We start from the raw sequence: 15,324 nt of genomic DNA, 5'->3' as shown, positions 1-15,324 counted from the left end.
TGAAGAGGAAAGAGGAAATATGACTCAGGAATTCTACAAAAAAAGTCCTCAGCATGAGCTGAGAACATTGCGATTATACATGTAAGAATCGAGCTACGCTTTCTTCCTCTAATAGGTTGCCAACAAAGAAGGCACCAAATTCACCGAAGCGTGCACTCACTTCATCAAAACGCATTTCATAGACAAGCTTTTTGAATTGAAGAACGTCTTCAGCAAAAAGCGTTACGCCCCATTCATAGTCATCAAAGCCAACGGAACCCGTAATGATTTGCTTTACTTTCCCAGCATATGTACGTCCAATCATTCCGTGGCTGCGCATCATACTGCGGCGTTCTTCCATCGGAAGCATATACCAGTTATCGCTGCCTTGACGGCGCTTGTCCATTGGATAGAAGCAAACATGCGCTGTTTTAGGAAGTTTCGGATATAAACGAGCGAGAATTTGTGGGTTTTGGTATGGATCCTCACCAGCAGGCAAATAGTTGCTTAGTTCAACTACAGATACATAAGAATGCGCTGGAATTGTGAACTCTGCTAATTTTGTTTTATTAAATTCTGTTTCAATTTCATTTAGTTCTTCCATTGTTGGGCGTAAGATCATCATCATGAAATCCGCTTTTTGACCAACAATTGTATATAAAGCATGGCTGCCTTCATTACGTTCTTGTGTGTGATTCCATTTTTCAACTAGACTTAAAAACTCGTGAATCGCCGACTGGCGTTCATCACTGGAAAGCATCTTCCAAGTTGTCCAATCAACCGTACGGAAATCATGCAAACAATACCAGCCATCAAGCGTTTGAGCTGCTTCACTCATTAAAATCACTCCTAAATAATCATTCTTCTTATTTACAATCTTTACTATAACATAGTTTGACCAAGACAAGCTCATATAAACCACCATGGATAATTTTTTGAAAGGTGGTAAATAGTAAAAGATAGTGTGAAGTTTTTGAATAAAAAAACATTTACGTGAAAGCGCCAACTAAGTTGAATTTTTCAACAGGTAAAGTATGCTAAAATAGGTAGATTTATTTAGGGAGGATTTAATGTGGCTGATTTATTTGAAGGCTTAAAACAAAAATTATCTGGTCGTGAAATGAGAATTGTTTTTCCTGAAGGCTTGGATGAGCGAATTGTCAGAGCAGCAAGCAGGCTTGCGGAGGAAAAACGATTAACCCCTATTTTAATAGGAAATATCGAACAAGTTCAGGCAAAGGCTCAGGAGCTTGGTGTTTCCTTAGAGGCAGCAGAAATATATGACCCAGCGAGCTATGCAGCTATGGATGAGCTTGTGGCAGCGTTTGTGGAACGCCGTAAAGGGAAAGCAACGGAAGAAGATGCACGTAAAATCTTGTTAGATGAAAATTATTTTGGTACCATGCTGGTGTACTTAAATAAAGCTGACGGTTTGGTAAGCGGTGCGGCACACTCTACAGCAGACACGGTTCGCCCTGCACTGCAAATTATTAAAACAAAAGAAGGCGTGAAGAAAACGTCTGGCGTCTTCATTATGGTTCGTGAAGATGAAAAATATGTATTTGCTGATTGTGCAATCAATATTGCTCCTGACAGCAATGATTTAGCGGAAATTGCTGTAGAAAGTGCAAAGACAGCTGATATGTTTGATATGGAGCCGCGGATTGCGATGTTAAGCTTTTCAACAAAGGGTTCGGCGAAGTCTCCAGAAACGGAAAGAGTTTCAGGGGCAGTTGAAGAAGCAAAACGTCGTGATCCTTCCTTAGTGATAGATGGCGAATTCCAGTTTGACGCAGCGTTCGTACCTTCTGTTGCAAAAAGTAAAGCACCAGATTCACCGCTTCAAGGGGACGCGAACGTGTTTATCTTCCCAAGCCTTGAAGCTGGAAACATCGGCTACAAAATTGCTCAGCGTTTAGGCGGGTTTGAAGCAGTTGGACCAATTCTTCAAGGATTAAATCGCCCTGTGAACGACCTCTCACGTGGCTGTAATGAAGAAGATGTCTATAAGCTGGCTTTAATTACTGCGGCGCAAGGAATAAAATAGTATTTATAAAGCCAGTCCAAGGTTTGGACTGGCTTTTTTAAATTGGAATTTAGGTTATGGACACTTTTTCCTCGATTATGGACATTTTTCCGAGGCTTTTGGACAATTTTTTAGGTGTTTTGGACAATTCGACATTATATGGAAAAAATACAGAATTAAGAAACTGTTTTAATCGGATACTTTTTGCTAAAATAAGCTTACTATTCATTTTGAGGAGAAAAACAATATGGAAGGTTTATTACGTCAGCCAGAATGGCGGATTATTGATCAGTCGACAGCTGGCAGCTATTTTCAAGCATTACAGTCATTCGGTATAGATGATACGCTGTGTGCCTCGGTTGGTTCTGGACAGGCTCCAGCAACGGCTCGAACGTGGGTCCATCACAATACCATTGTCCTCGGGATACAAGATACCAAACTGCCATTTTTAAAAGAGGGAAGGCAATTTCTCAAAGAACAGGGCTATCAGTCTATTGTTCGCAATTCTGGTGGCTTAGCGGTTGTCTTGGATGAAGGGGTCTTAAATATTTCGCTGATTTTACCTGAGAGCGAAAAGGGAATTGATATTAACCGTGGGTATGATACGATGTGGCAGCTTGTTCAAAATATGTTTGCCGAATACAATAAATCCATTGAGGCAAGAGAAATCGTTGGCTCCTATTGCCCGGGGAGCTATGACCTTAGTATCGGTGGAAAAAAATTTGCCGGTATCTCGCAGCGTCGCCTAAAAAAAGGGGTAGCGGTTCAGATCTACTTGTGTGTCCATGGCAGCGGCAGCCAACGTGCACAGATCATTAAGCAATTTTATGAGATTGCCAAAAAAGAGCAGCAGACAAAATTCACCTATCCGGAGATTGTACCCGAAGTGATGGCTTCTCTATCTGATCTGTTGGAAACTTCCTTCACCATTTCGGATGTTATGCTTCGTCTATTAAACCAATTAAAAAACAATAGCGACCATCTGTACGCAGGACAATTAAATGAGTTTGAGCTAGAACTTCTCCCGGGATATTACCAAAGGATCATGGAACGAAATCAAAAATTAGATGAAATGTAAAAAGCCGTAAACCCTTGTGGATTTACGGCTCTTTTAAAGAGGATATTGTTCTTCTCCCTAAATCTTTTTTGTCTAGCGCAAGCAGTCTAAGGGCTCGGTGAAAAAGGAAAACCGCTTTTTCCTCGGTCATAAGCCAATCACTGAGAAAGGCACGAAACGCCTTTCGTCAATGCTCGTCTTATGCCTGCCGCCCTTGACCACTAAGGAAATCTCCTAAGATTAATCTTCGCAGGAACAAGCTGTGCTTGTTCCGAAGGCGCTTCCGCTTTTCGACTTATTCTGCTAATTTCTCTAGGTTCCCGTTACGGTCCATTTTGAATTTAGTAGCAGGTCTTTCTTCTTCTTCAAATAATACCAGCTTACGAGCGCGGTTCATGATCTTCATGAGTGTCTCGTAATCTTCCTGGATGGTTTCGGTATTTTGCTCGAGACCTTCAATTTTTGCAGACATTTCTTCATTTTGCTTGCGTAACTCTGCAATTTCGCGCTTCAATCTTTCATTCTCACTTTTTAATGCTTCATTTTGGAGATTGGAATGATTAAAGTTTTGCAAGTAATCAATGACGTTATCAAGTGATAGTCCTGTCCCAGTTGGTGTTGACATTGTTGGTCTATACACTGGTGCTGCAGGCTTTACATAGGATTCAGCCGCAACCTCCGTTGTTAAATCGGGCATTTCATAGGAAGCTTCCATTGGTACTTCCATTGGCGCTGATAGTGTTTCAAAGTCATCAGTAGCCGGTACTGGAGGATTATAGAGTAACTTTTTCTTCCCTCCTTGGTCTTTCCCTAACACTCTTTGTCTTTGTTTACGCTGTTTTTTTGCTAATTGCAATGCTTTTTCATAGCGATGACGTACAACCGCGTTCCATCTGAATCCACAGGCTGCAGAAGTGCGATTTAGCTTGTCGCCTACCTCTTCAAAAGCGTTCAGCTGGGTACTGCCCTCACGTACATGGCGAAGGACGGTTTCAGCTAACAATAAATCATCTTCATCTGTCCATGCATCTTGCCGTACTTTCATTCTTTTCAACTCCCTAAATAAATTATTACGGTGAACTCGGGGACGAGTTTTTAAAAGTTCTAGTCTTATCTTGGACAAGTTTTTCAAGCTTTATACCAAAATGTTGCAAGGATAATAGTTTTTTTAACTAAAAGAGTTACTAGTAATGCTAAAGATTGCAACTTGCAATGGATTGAAAGAAATTGTAAAATACCTTAGGAGCTAAACCGTAAATTTATTGGATAAAATAGTAGTAATAGATAAGAAAGGGTGGAAGTAATGTCAAATGAATTCCGCGTTTGTGATGATTGTCAGGCCGTGAATCCCAAGACATTAATCCCTCGTTTGAAAGAATTGGATCCCGAAGCCATCGTTACAATTGGCTGCCAATCTTATTGTGGACCTGGCCGGAAGAAAACATTTGCCTTTGTCAATAACCGTCCGGTTGCTGCCCTAACTGAAGAGGAATTAATGGAGAAGATAAATAAGAAGCTAAAATAATCACCTACGATCTTTGCGAGCTAGGTGATTTTTCTTTTCATGGCATTGTCGAAAAATCCTGCAGAAAATTGCTGGAAATTGGGATATAATAGAAGAAAGTTTAGAGGAAGAGGGAAAGCAATGCGATATTCGGCGGAAAAGCTAAGTGAGGAAAAAGTCTTTAAAGATCCTGTTCATCGCTATGTTCACGTACGTGACCGTGTGATCTGGGATCTGGTCGGAACGAAAGAGTTTCAACGATTACGCCGTATCAAACAGCTCGGAACCACCTTTTTAACCTTTCATGGTGCTGAGCACAGCCGCTTTAACCATTCTCTCGGAGTATATGAAATTGTCCGCCGCATCATCGATGATGTGTTTGCAGGCAGACCGGAATGGAATGACGATGATCGCCTCCTAACCCTATGTGCAGCTCTTCTCCACGATTTGGGGCATGGCCCATTTTCCCATTCATTTGAAAAAGTGTTTGACTTCGACCATGAAGATTTTACACAGGCAATTGTGTTAGGAAATACAGAGGTTAACGCTATTTTAAAAAAGGTTAGTCCTGATTTTCCGCAGCAAGTAGCTGAAGTGATTGCGAAAACATCTGCTAAAAAGCTGGTGGTCAGCTTAATTTCCAGCCAAATCGATGCGGATCGGATGGATTATTTGCAGAGGGATGCTTATTTTACCGGGGTGAGCTACGGTCAATTCGATATGGAGAGAATTCTTCGCGTTATGAGACCAAAGGAAGACCAAGTGGTGATCAAGAAGAGCGGGATGCATGCGGTAGAAGATTATATTATGAGCCGCTATCAAATGTATTGGCAGGTTTATTTCCATCCTGTGTCCCGTAGTGCCGAGGTTATTTTGACAAAAATCCTCCACCGTGCCAAGCAACTGTATGAAAACAACTATTCTTTTAAAAATGATCCGATCCACTTTTATTCTTTCTTTACTGATAAGGTAACGTTAGAAGACTATTTAAAGTTAGATGAATCGATTATTATGTATTATTTTCAAATTTGGCAGGAAGAAGACGATGGAATATTAAGCGATCTGTGCCGTCGATTTGTGAATCGTAATCTTTTTAAATATGCCGAATTTGATCCAGCGAAGGAATATAAGAAGCTTGCTGAACTGACGCGTCTTTTTGAAAAAGCAGGAATTGACCCGGAATATTATTTAGTTGTCGATTCATCATCCGATTTACCATACGATTTTTATCGTCCGGGTGAAGAAGAGGAACGTTTGCCGATTCATTTATTAATGAAGAATGGGGAATTGAAGGAGCTTTCTCGAGAGTCTGAGATTGTGGATGCAATCTCTGGTAAGAGGAGAACCGACCATAAGCTGTATTACCCAGTTGATTTCTTAGAAGACGAATCCTCGGAAAAAAATATTAAAAAACAAATACGTACCCTATTAGAGATAAACCCGCGAGTAGGAGATGACGAGAGTTGTTAAAAGATCATGCCAAGCTGATGCAGGCTGTATTAGTATCCGGAGAAATCCTCGGGAGAAAAAAGCTGCAGAAGATGATATATATTGCAAAAAAGGTGTCCTTTCCGTTCCATGAGCGGTTTCAGTTTCATTTTTATGGTCCTTATTCAGAGGAACTAACATTGCGGGTTGAAGAGCTTTGCAATATGGGATTCCTCAATGAAATCAAGGAGAAAAAAGGCGGTTATTTTCAGTATCGCTATACCTTGACGGATACAGGAAAAGAGTTTTTAAGCTTAAATGAAGTCGAAATGCCATTTTTACAAGATTGCCTAGAAGACATGAACGATCAGAATGCTAGATTCCTCGAGCTTGTTTCGACTGTTTTATATTTTGATAATCTATCGAAAGAAGAAGTTACTGACAAAGTGTTTACCTTAAAAAGCAGTCAACGCTATACAGAGGCTGAAGTTGACGAAGCATATGCCTATATTGAAGCATTAAAAGAAAAAACTAAGCTCCAATAGAAAAAGCGTCTCTGTTTTTGAAATTTTCTTCAAAGACAGGGACGCTTTTTTTAGGATAAATTTAGTATGAAGTTTTGAACTTTGAGTATTGTCTAGCTTCAGCGCCTAGGGGCTCGGGTCATAAGCCAATCCGTCAAGAAGGTTAAAGAACAACCTTCTCGCCGGCTCGTCTTATGCCTGTCGCCCCTGGACAAGGCGCTTCCGCTTTTCTTATTTGTCGCTTGCTCTTACTCCGGCTACTCCATAATGTTCTTTTTGCATTTCTTCAATGAAAACGACAACAGCCTCTTTTGGAGCTCCAGTTGTTTCACTAACAGCATCCGTCACTTTTTCAACAAGCGCTCTTTTTTGATCGTCAGTACGTCCTGGAAGCATTTTTACTGTAACATATGGCATGATTTAATCCTCCTTAATGGCTGTGTAAAGGAAATTCTTGATTTTGTAACTCTGTTGATTTGTGCGGAAGGCGCGAGACTCCTGCGGGAGGACGGGGCAGGGGAGACCCCACAGGCGCTTTAGCGCCGAGGAGGCTCCCCGTTCCGCCCGCGGAAAGCGAAGCGCATGGAGCACAAATCAACAGACAAGTTAACACAGCCCAATTCTTAACATCAAGGATAGTTTAGCAAACATTTTCATTTTATATCCAGTTTAAGGTATACTTATAGGAAAAAAGAGGAGAAATGGGGAAACTAATTTGGAAGGATTTCTTGCTTATTCATTAAGGGAAATTCCCTATGTCGCGATTACGTTGATGATTGCGTTTACGTTTCATGAATTTGCACATGCTTATGTTGCCTATAAGTTCGGAGATAGTACAGCACAAAAGCAGGGTCGTTTGACGTTGAATCCGCTGAAGCACCTAGATCCATTCGGTACGATATTAATTTTTATTGCCGGATTCGGCTGGGCTCGTCCGGTGCCAGTTAACCGCTTTTTCTTTAAAAAGCCTCGCCTTGCAGGTATATTGGTTTCTGTAGCAGGTCCTCTTAGTAATCTTATCCTAGCAGCACTTGGTTTTTTTATTGCATTTGGATTAGCTCGTACAGAATTAGCGGTAGGTCTTCCAGGTATTTTTGAATTTTTCGAGATTTTTAATTGGCTCAATCTGGTGCTGTTTGTGTTTAATTTATTACCGTTTCCGCCCTTAGATGGCTATCGGATTCTAGAGGATTTGGCTCCAAAAGATGTCAGAGCAAAAATGACTCAATTCGAACAGTACGGAATATTAATCTTTCTGATTTTGGTGATTACTCCTCTTGACCGCTACACCATTCAGCCAATTTTCCAATTCATTATCCCTGGAATATGGGAAGGATTAAATAATTTCTTTTATCAATTGTTTTTTTAAAAAGATAAGTACAAAATTTTAGATTTTGAGAATTGTCTAGCTGCAGCGCCTAGGGGCTCGGGGTCATAAGCCAATCCGTCAAGAAGGTAAAGAACAACCTTCTCGCCGGCTCGTCTAGACTCACGCCCCTGGGCAAGGCGCTTACGCTTTTCTATATAGGAGGTTACGAGTTTTAATGGAAGAAAATAAGAAAAAACTTGGCTTTAATATTATAAAACCTGACCCGACTGATGGACATAAGGGCTTTGGCAAGGGTGCCTTGAGCCTTGATAATGTTTCTCCTGTAATTATTGATGTCGAGACGTGCGACGCGGTGATTGATGTCGGTGCCATGCACGCACGCAGCGTAGTCGAAAAGGGAATTAAATTCCTTAAGACTAAGGAAGAGGTTCCGAACGGCAAACCATACTGGCTTGTGTGGGTGACGGTGGATAGGAAACAAGAGGGCCCTTATTATGCCGGGGTCACAGCCTGCGAAATGACAGTGGACCGTGAAATTCGCCGCGGCTATAAATCACTTCCTGAGCACGTTAACAGGATGGATAAGTCATTAAAGCGTTATATCATCGTTGACCATATGGATGGTAAATCGAAAAAAATCTTATCCGACTTCCTTCAAAATCACAATCAGGACATGTGGAACAACTCAGCTGAAGAGCTGAAAAAAGGCTTAGCTGTAGAATAAAAATAATTTTTTGCAATAGCAATTTGCTTCGAGAAGTTGTAAAATATATGCAGTGTGTAAACACTGTAAAACTTGGACGCAGAAAAGCTCCGGAGACCATTCTCCGGAGCTTTTCTCATTTAATCCAGCTACAGCGCTTAGGCGCTTTCGCTTTTTAGGCACCCCATTTAAAAATCTTTTTATACCAAGGGTCCTTTGTATCCTGTTTCTTTTCTGCTGGCTTATCTTCTTTATGATCTAAATGATCGGTACAGTACTCCGTTGGCTCGGTCCCGGCAACAAAGTAAGTAAACCGGCGGACAGGGCAATCCTTTGAGGCGAGCTTACCGTTTTCGGGATTGACGTAAACACCAATGACTCCCTCTTTCGGTGGGGTAAATGCTTTGACAGGCTTACCTTTTAAGGATTCCTCCATAAACTTTGCCCAAATCTTTTTTGCATAGCCTTTTTCAGCGGTAAGAGTAATCGGCTTCCCAACATCATGACCTGCCCAAACCGCAGTAACCAGCTGTGGGGCAAATCCAATCATCCAGCTGTCGGTTTCCGTTGAACCGGATTTACCTGCATAAGGACGTGTGATCTCATCGATAAGGGAGTTACCCGTTACTTTGGCATAGCCGTTCAGCTTTTTATCAAACATTCCTGTCATCATTTGCGTCATAACAAACGCTTTAGCGGGATCTAACACCTTTTCGGCTTCGTTGTTGCTTTCAAAAATAACATTTCCATTATAGTCTTCTACTTTCGTAATCAGTGTTGGCGTTACTTTTTTCCCGCCGTTCGCAAATTGACTGTAGGCATTCGCCATGTCAATGAGCCGAACGCCTGAGGTACCTAGTGCCAGCGATGGAACATTGTCCATTTTTGTTGTAATACCAAACTTTTTAACTGTATTCATTAGTGTTTCAACACCCATAAATAAGTGCGTTTTGACAGCATAAATGTTATCAGATACCGCAAGGGCTTGCGCAAGTGTAATTTCTCCATCTGCATACTTGTTATTAAAGTTATGCGGCGAATATTGTGTTCTACCATCATCGAATTTGAAGGTTGTTTTTTCACTTCTCATCGTAGAGGATGGAGTAAACCCTTGACTGAGTGCCGCATAGTACAAGATTGGCTTAATCGTGGAGCCTGGTTGTCTAATTGCTTGAACAGCTCGATTAAATGGACTTTGTTCATAATCTCGGCCGCCTACCATTGCTTTTACATAACCATTTTTTGGATCCATTGCGATGAGTCCTACTTGAATTTCAGAACCACTTGCGACCGTTTCCTGAATTTGTTTTTCAGCTGCTTGTTGCTGCTTTAGATCGAGTGTTGTATAAACTTTTAGTCCGCCCAGAGCGATTGTCCGTTCATCAAGTTTCAGTTGATTTTTTAATGCATTTTTAACAGCGTCCTGAAAGTAAGGAGCAGCCTCGACGCGCTTATGTGGATTTTCGCCCACAAACGTAAGAGGAGCTTCCTTTGTCTTTTGGGCTGTTTCTTTTTTAATATAGCCGTTTTCTACCATTGTGTTTAAGATAATTTTTTGGCGCTTTGTAGCATTTTCTAATGACTCCAGCGGTGAATAGTAACTAGGTCCTTTTGGAACACCTGCTAACATGGAGCTTTCAGCCAAGGATAACTCAGAAGCATTTTTTCCATAATAAAATTGGCTGGCCGCTTGGACACCATATGCACCGTTGCCATAATAAATGGTGTTTAAATAGCCTTCCAAGATTTCTTCCTTCGAATAATTCATTTCAATCCGGATTGCATAAAAGGCTTCATGCAATTTCCGTGTCCATGTTTTGTCGTGCTCAAGGAAAAGATTCCGTGCGTATTGCTGAGTAATCGTGCTGGCGCCTTGAACCTTCGCACCTGCTTTAATATCAGCAAGGATGGCACCTGCAATTCGTTTATAGTCAAAGCCATTATGTTCATAAAAATTTCTATCTTCAATCGAGATGGTCGCATTGATTAAATCAGGTGAGATTTCTTCAAGGGGAACCCAGTACCGCTTTTGACCGCTGTTGCTTTCACCGATCAACGTCCCATCATTGGCAAAGAATAAGGTGGATTGTGGGACAGCCAGCGGCGGCGCACCAAGAATTTTGGCGTAACCAAGAATTCCAAGAAAAACAATGAGCATGCAACCAAAGCCTATCAAACTAATGATAATAAAAGCCCGCAAGTATTTGATTGTTTTTCGAAACCCATGATTCGTCATCAATTCCACAGCAATACCCTCCTTCACCAATTTGTAAAAAATGCCCATAGTTACAGTATTGAAAGAAAATAGTGTTTTTAAACTATGAAAAAGAAAATTTTTCTAGAAATTTTGATAGATTATGCTAGACTTTTCTTTATGTTTGTAATTCAATAGTTTGGGTACTATAAAAAGAAAAGCGGAAGGCGCCTGCTTATCGGCGTCTGGAGCTAGACATTTATCAAATAAAAAAGAATCGGGAAGGAAGATGAACATGGCAATTTGGTTTACAGAAAAGCAAACTGAAAACTTCGGCATCACAATGAAGATAAATAAAACTTTACATACGGAACAAACGGAATTTCAAAAGCTTGATATGGTGGAAACAGAAGAATGGGGCAATATGCTTCTATTAGATGACATGGTTATGACATCTGTTAAAGACGAGTTCGTTTACCACGAAATGGTGGCACATATTCCTTTGTTTACACATCCAAACCCAGAAAACGTTTTAGTTGTCGGCGGCGGCGATGGCGGTGTTATTCGTGAAGTTTTGAAGCACCCAAGCGTGAAGAAAGCTACGCTTGTAGATATTGATGGAAAAGTAATTGAGTACTCTAAAAAGTTTTTACCAGAAATCGCTGGAATGCTAGATGACCCTCGCGTTGATGTTCAAGTTGACGACGGCTTCATGCATATTGCAAAAAGTGAAAATGAATATGATGTTATTATGGTTGACTCAACAGAGCCAGTAGGTCCTGCAGTGAACTTATTTACAAAAGGATTCTACGCAGGAATTTCTAAGGCATTAAAAGAAGATGGTATCTTTGTAGCGCAGTCTGACAACCCGTGGTTTAAGGCAGATTTAATTCGCAACGTGCAGCGCGACGTTAGAGAAATCTTCCCAATCACTTGTTTATATATGGCAAACATCCCTACATACCCAAGCGGACTATGGGCATTCACCATCGGATCCAAGAAACACGACCCACTAGAAGTAAGCGAAGACCGCTTCCACGAAATCGAAACCAAATACTACACAAAAGAACTGCACAAAGCAGCGTTTGTATTACCGAAATTCGTAGGGGATCTATTGAAGTAATGGTGAAGTAGCGGTGCCTGTCACCGCTCGTGGACATTGTCCACCTGAGGTGGACAGTTAGTTGCCAAAATGGATTTGAAAGAGAGTTTACGGTCACTCAGAAGGACTAAGAGTTGCCCCAAACTAGTTAACTGAAAAAGTGACCTTAGTTATTACATAGAAGTGAGGGAAGTAATATGCGTTTTGATGAGGCTTATTCTGGTAATGTGTTTATAAAGAGTCATCCGAATTTTGAAGATAGTCAGGTTGTTCTTTACGGAATGCCGATGGACTGGACGGTCAGCTATCGCCCGGGTTCACGCTTTGGTCCATCTCGTATCCGTGAGGTATCGATTGGTCTGGAAGAGTACAGTGCCTATCTGGATCGTGAGCTGGAAGAGGTTAAATATTTTGACGCTGGCGATATTCCACTTCCTTTCGGAAATGCGCAAAAGAGCTTGGATTTGATTGAGGAGTTCGTTGATCAAGTTCTAGCCGCTGGTAAGTTTCCATTTGGTATGGGTGGAGAGCACTTAGTGTCTTGGCCGGTCATGAAGGCGGTTTATAAGAAATACCCTGATTTAGCGATTATCCATATGGACGCCCATACAGATCTTAGAGAAAACTATGAGGGCGAACCATTATCCCATTCGACACCCATTCGCAAAATTGCTGAACATATCGGGCCGAAAAACGTGTATTCATTTGGGATCCGCTCCGGAATGAAGGAAGAATTCCAATGGGCGAAGGAAAACGGCATGCATATTTCTAAATTTGAAGTTCATCAGCCGTTAAAAGAGGTGCTTCCTGAGCTTGAGGGACGTCCGGTTTATGTAACGATTGATATCGATGTTTTGGATCCTGCGCATGCGCCAGGAACCGGTACGGTGGATTGCGGCGGAATTACTTCTAGAGAGCTACTTGCCTCTATTCATGAAATTGCCCGCTCTGGTGTGAACGTAGTCGGCTGCGACCTTGTTGAAGTTGCACCCATTTACGATTCATCTGAACAAACGGCGAACACCGCCAGCAAATTGATTCGTGAAATGCTACTTGGCTGGGTGAAATAAAAATTTGCGTTTTTAGGTGCCTGTCCCAATAGTGGGGCAGGCTTCTTTTGAATTGTGTACATACAATGGTTATAATAGAAAAAGTGTAAGCGTCTTGCCCAGGGGCGACAGGCATAAGACGAGCCGGCTGGAAGGTTGCTTTTTAACCTTCTGGACGGATTGGCTTATGACCCCGGGCCCCTAGACGCTGGAACTGGATAATAATAAAAGTGCGCTAAGTCGGCAAACTAGAAAAATTTTAAGGACCTAGAAAAGGTTCAATTTTAAAAAGGGTGTGCATTGCGTTTGTCAGTCCCTGAAGTACCTGTGAAAATTAACGTAAAAACGACAATTGATCTACAAGAGACTTTTGAATTGATGGTATTTGGTACATACTTGGAAAAAGGTAATAGTGCTTATCTTCGATACGAGGAAGCGATGGAAGAGGGAAGTGTCCGGACGATTGTGAAGATGGCGGCGAATAATGCCCTGATTTTACGCGGTGGTGCCATTAAAATGCGCTTGCCATTTGAATTGAATCGTAAGTTGAATGGCAGTTATGAAATGCCGTTTGGTCAGTTTGCAACAGTGACAAAGGCAAAAAGAATAGATTATTCCTATGAAAATGGTAAAGGCCACTTCGGTGTTCTTTATGATTTTTCGATGGAAGGTGCTCCAATAAGTACATATCAGTTAGAAATAGCGTTTCAGGAGGAAAAGGAATGAACATAGTTGAACAGGTTCAAAGTAGATTAAAAGAGGAAATTCGGGCTGCGGTTGTGAAGGCTAATCTTGCGACAGAAGAACAGATACCTGATGTGATTTTAGAGGTACCAAAGGAGAAGGCGCACGGTGATTATTCAACAAACATGGCGATGCAGCTTGCACGCGTGGCGAAGAAAGCACCGCGAATGATTGCGGAGGCACTCATCGAAAATTTCGACCATTCAAAAGCTTCTATTGAAAAAATTGAATTAGCGGGTCCAGGATTTATCAATTTTTATATGAATAATGCGTACTTAACCAATTTGATTCCGACGGTTCTTGATGCAGGGGAAAAGTACGGGGAAACAACAGTGGGCGGCAGACAGAAGATTCAAGTGGAGTTTGTTTCAGCGAATCCAACGGGCGACCTGCACCTTGGTCATGCTCGCGGTGCCGCAGTCGGCGATTCACTTTGCAATATTTTAGCGAAAGCAGGCTATGACGTTTCCCGTGAGTACTATATTAATGATGCCGGGAATCAGATTAATAATCTTGCTCTATCTGTAGAAGCTCGTTATTTTCAGGCGTTAGGTATGGATAAAGCTATGCCGGAGGACGGCTACCATGGTGCGGATATTATTGGTATTGGTAAGACGCTGGCAGAAGAGTTTGGCGATAAGTATGTGAATGTGGACGAGCAGGAGCGGTTTGAGTTTTTCCGTGAATACGGCTTGAAATATGAAATGGCAAAATTACAAAAGGATCTTGAGGATTTCCGTGTTAGTTTTGATATTTGGTACTCAGAAACTTCTCTTTATAAAAATGGAAAAATCGATGAGGCGTTAAAGGTGCTTCGTGAGAGCGGCTATATTTATGAGGAAGAGGGCGCGACTTGGCTGCGTTCAACCGATTTCGGCGATGATAAGGACCGCGTGCTCATTAAGCAGGATGGTTCGTATACGTATTTAACACCAGATATCGCTTACCATAAGGATAAGCTTGACCGCGGCTTTGAAAAGCTGATCAATATTTGGGGTGCGGACCACCACGGTTATATCCCGCGGATGAAGGCGGCGATTCAGTCACTTGGCTATGGCGCAGATGCCCTCGAGGTTGAAATCATTCAGCTTGTACACCTTTATAAAAACGGTGAGAAGATGAAGATGAGCAAACGTACTGGTAAAGCTGTGACCATGCGTGATTTGGTCGATGAGGTTGGTCTCGACGCCACTCGTTACTTCTTTGCGATGAGAAGTTCAGATACCCATATGGACTTTGACTTGGATTTAGCGGTATCGGAATCAAATGAAAACCCTGTGTATTATGCTCAATATGCACACGCTAGAATCTGCAGTATTCTCCGCTCGGGTGAAGAGCAAGGGTTAACTGCGGATAAGAACGCTGATTTATCATTAATTGCAGCGGAAAAAGAAATTGAGTTATTGAAAAAGCTTGGAGAGTTCCCACAGGCAGTCGGTGAGGCTGCAATAAAGCGTGTGCCGCACCGCGTCACGAACTATATTATGGAGCTGGCGTCAACATTCCACAGCTTCTACAATGCGGAAAAAGTGCTCGATAGCGAGCAGCCAGAGCGCACTAAGGCGCGCCTCGCGTTAATCAAAACCGTTCAAATCACACTGCGCAACGCCCTCGCGTTGATCGGTGTATCAGCACCTGAAAAAATGTAAGGTCGGTTTGGCTCCCTTTTTGGGAGCCATTTTTG

Annotated in this window: 15 protein-coding genes; 11 read left to right on the top strand and 4 right to left on the bottom strand. The window is 41.9% G+C overall.

What is annotated here, in order from left to right; genetic code table 11:
• Nucleotides 1-73: 73 nt before the first annotated feature.
• Nucleotides 74-817 carry a hydrogen peroxide-dependent heme synthase gene (gene hemQ, locus TR08_RS04075; RefSeq protein ID WP_045515996.1) on the bottom strand — a complete coding sequence of 248 codons (744 nt, stop codon included), beginning with the start codon at nucleotides 815-817 and terminating at the stop codon, nucleotides 74-76.
• Between the two features lie 234 nt (nucleotides 818-1,051).
• Here hemQ and pta point away from each other — a divergent pair, with 234 nt between their 5' ends.
• Nucleotides 1,052-2,026: a phosphate acetyltransferase gene (gene pta, locus TR08_RS04070; protein ID WP_045515975.1), complete on the top strand. Its 975-nt coding sequence runs from the start codon at nucleotides 1,052-1,054 to the stop codon at nucleotides 2,024-2,026.
• Between the two features lie 226 nt (nucleotides 2,027-2,252).
• On the top strand, nucleotides 2,253-3,083 hold the full coding sequence (locus TR08_RS04065; protein ID WP_045515974.1) for a lipoate--protein ligase family protein: 831 nt from the start codon (nucleotides 2,253-2,255) through the stop codon (nucleotides 3,081-3,083).
• A gap of 274 nt (nucleotides 3,084-3,357) precedes the next feature.
• Here TR08_RS04065 and TR08_RS04060 read toward each other — a convergent pair whose 3' ends face one another.
• Entirely contained in the window at nucleotides 3,358-4,107 is a 750-nt protein-coding gene (locus TR08_RS04060; RefSeq protein WP_045515973.1) for an RsfA family transcriptional regulator, read from the bottom strand.
• Nucleotides 4,108-4,365: 258 nt separating this feature from the next.
• Here TR08_RS04060 and TR08_RS04055 point away from each other — a divergent pair, with 258 nt between their 5' ends.
• From TR08_RS04055 to TR08_RS04045, 3 genes are all read left to right on the top strand, one after another.
• Nucleotides 4,366-4,587, top strand: a complete 222-nt coding sequence (locus TR08_RS04055; protein ID WP_045515972.1) for a DUF1450 domain-containing protein — start codon at nucleotides 4,366-4,368, stop codon at nucleotides 4,585-4,587.
• Nucleotides 4,588-4,707: 120 nt separating this feature from the next.
• Nucleotides 4,708-6,036: an HD domain-containing protein gene (locus TR08_RS04050; protein WP_045515995.1), complete on the top strand. Its 1,329-nt coding sequence runs from the start codon at nucleotides 4,708-4,710 to the stop codon at nucleotides 6,034-6,036.
• Nucleotides 6,030-6,539: a YwgA family protein gene (locus tag TR08_RS04045; protein ID WP_045515969.1), complete on the top strand. Its 510-nt coding sequence runs from the start codon at nucleotides 6,030-6,032 to the stop codon at nucleotides 6,537-6,539. The genes TR08_RS04050 and TR08_RS04045 overlap by 7 nt, the downstream gene beginning before the upstream one ends.
• 210 nt (nucleotides 6,540-6,749) lie before the next feature.
• Here the strand turns inward: TR08_RS04045 and TR08_RS04040 are convergent, their stop codons facing one another.
• The gene (locus TR08_RS04040) at nucleotides 6,750-6,935 is read right to left on the bottom strand and encodes a 2-hydroxymuconate tautomerase (protein ID WP_045515968.1); all 186 of its coding nucleotides are present in this window, start codon (nucleotides 6,933-6,935) and stop codon (nucleotides 6,750-6,752) included.
• Between the two features lie 298 nt (nucleotides 6,936-7,233).
• Here TR08_RS04040 and TR08_RS04035 point away from each other — a divergent pair, with 298 nt between their 5' ends.
• On the top strand, nucleotides 7,234-7,887 hold the full coding sequence (locus TR08_RS04035) for a site-2 protease family protein (RefSeq protein ID WP_045515966.1): 654 nt from the start codon (nucleotides 7,234-7,236) through the stop codon (nucleotides 7,885-7,887).
• A 175-nt stretch (nucleotides 7,888-8,062) separates the two neighbouring features.
• Nucleotides 8,063-8,572: a YwhD family protein gene (locus TR08_RS04030; protein ID WP_045515964.1), complete on the top strand. Its 510-nt coding sequence runs from the start codon at nucleotides 8,063-8,065 to the stop codon at nucleotides 8,570-8,572.
• Between the two features lie 154 nt (nucleotides 8,573-8,726).
• Here the strand turns inward: TR08_RS04030 and TR08_RS04025 are convergent, their stop codons facing one another.
• A complete protein-coding gene (locus TR08_RS04025; RefSeq protein ID WP_045515962.1) occupies nucleotides 8,727-10,796 on the bottom strand; it encodes a transglycosylase domain-containing protein in 2,070 nt (689 codons plus the stop codon).
• A gap of 244 nt (nucleotides 10,797-11,040) precedes the next feature.
• Here TR08_RS04025 and speE point away from each other — a divergent pair, with 244 nt between their 5' ends.
• The 4 genes from speE (at nucleotide 11,041) to argS (ending at nucleotide 15,289) form a co-directional block, all read left to right on the top strand.
• A complete protein-coding gene (gene speE / locus TR08_RS04020; RefSeq protein WP_045515960.1) occupies nucleotides 11,041-11,868 on the top strand; it encodes a spermidine synthase in 828 nt (275 codons plus the stop codon).
• Nucleotides 11,869-12,044: 176 nt separating this feature from the next.
• The gene (speB, locus tag TR08_RS04015) at nucleotides 12,045-12,917 is read left to right on the top strand and encodes an agmatinase (RefSeq protein WP_045515959.1); all 873 of its coding nucleotides are present in this window, start codon (nucleotides 12,045-12,047) and stop codon (nucleotides 12,915-12,917) included.
• A gap of 285 nt (nucleotides 12,918-13,202) precedes the next feature.
• On the top strand, nucleotides 13,203-13,622 hold the full coding sequence (locus TR08_RS04010; RefSeq protein ID WP_238579074.1) for a DUF1934 domain-containing protein: 420 nt from the start codon (nucleotides 13,203-13,205) through the stop codon (nucleotides 13,620-13,622).
• Complete coding sequence (gene argS, locus TR08_RS04005; RefSeq protein WP_045515955.1) at nucleotides 13,619-15,289, top strand: arginine--tRNA ligase; 1,671 nt, start codon at nucleotides 13,619-13,621, stop codon at nucleotides 15,287-15,289. The genes TR08_RS04010 and argS overlap by 4 nt, the downstream gene beginning before the upstream one ends.
• Nucleotides 15,290-15,324 lie beyond the last annotated feature (35 nt).

It is taken from the genome of Neobacillus niacini (assembly GCF_000759675.1).
Taxonomy (GTDB): Bacteria; Bacillota; Bacilli; order Bacillales; family Cytobacillaceae; genus Neobacillus; species Neobacillus niacini_A.
The sequence above is the reverse complement of the archived record's forward strand: the minus strand, read 5'-3'. Positions and strand labels throughout refer to the sequence as shown.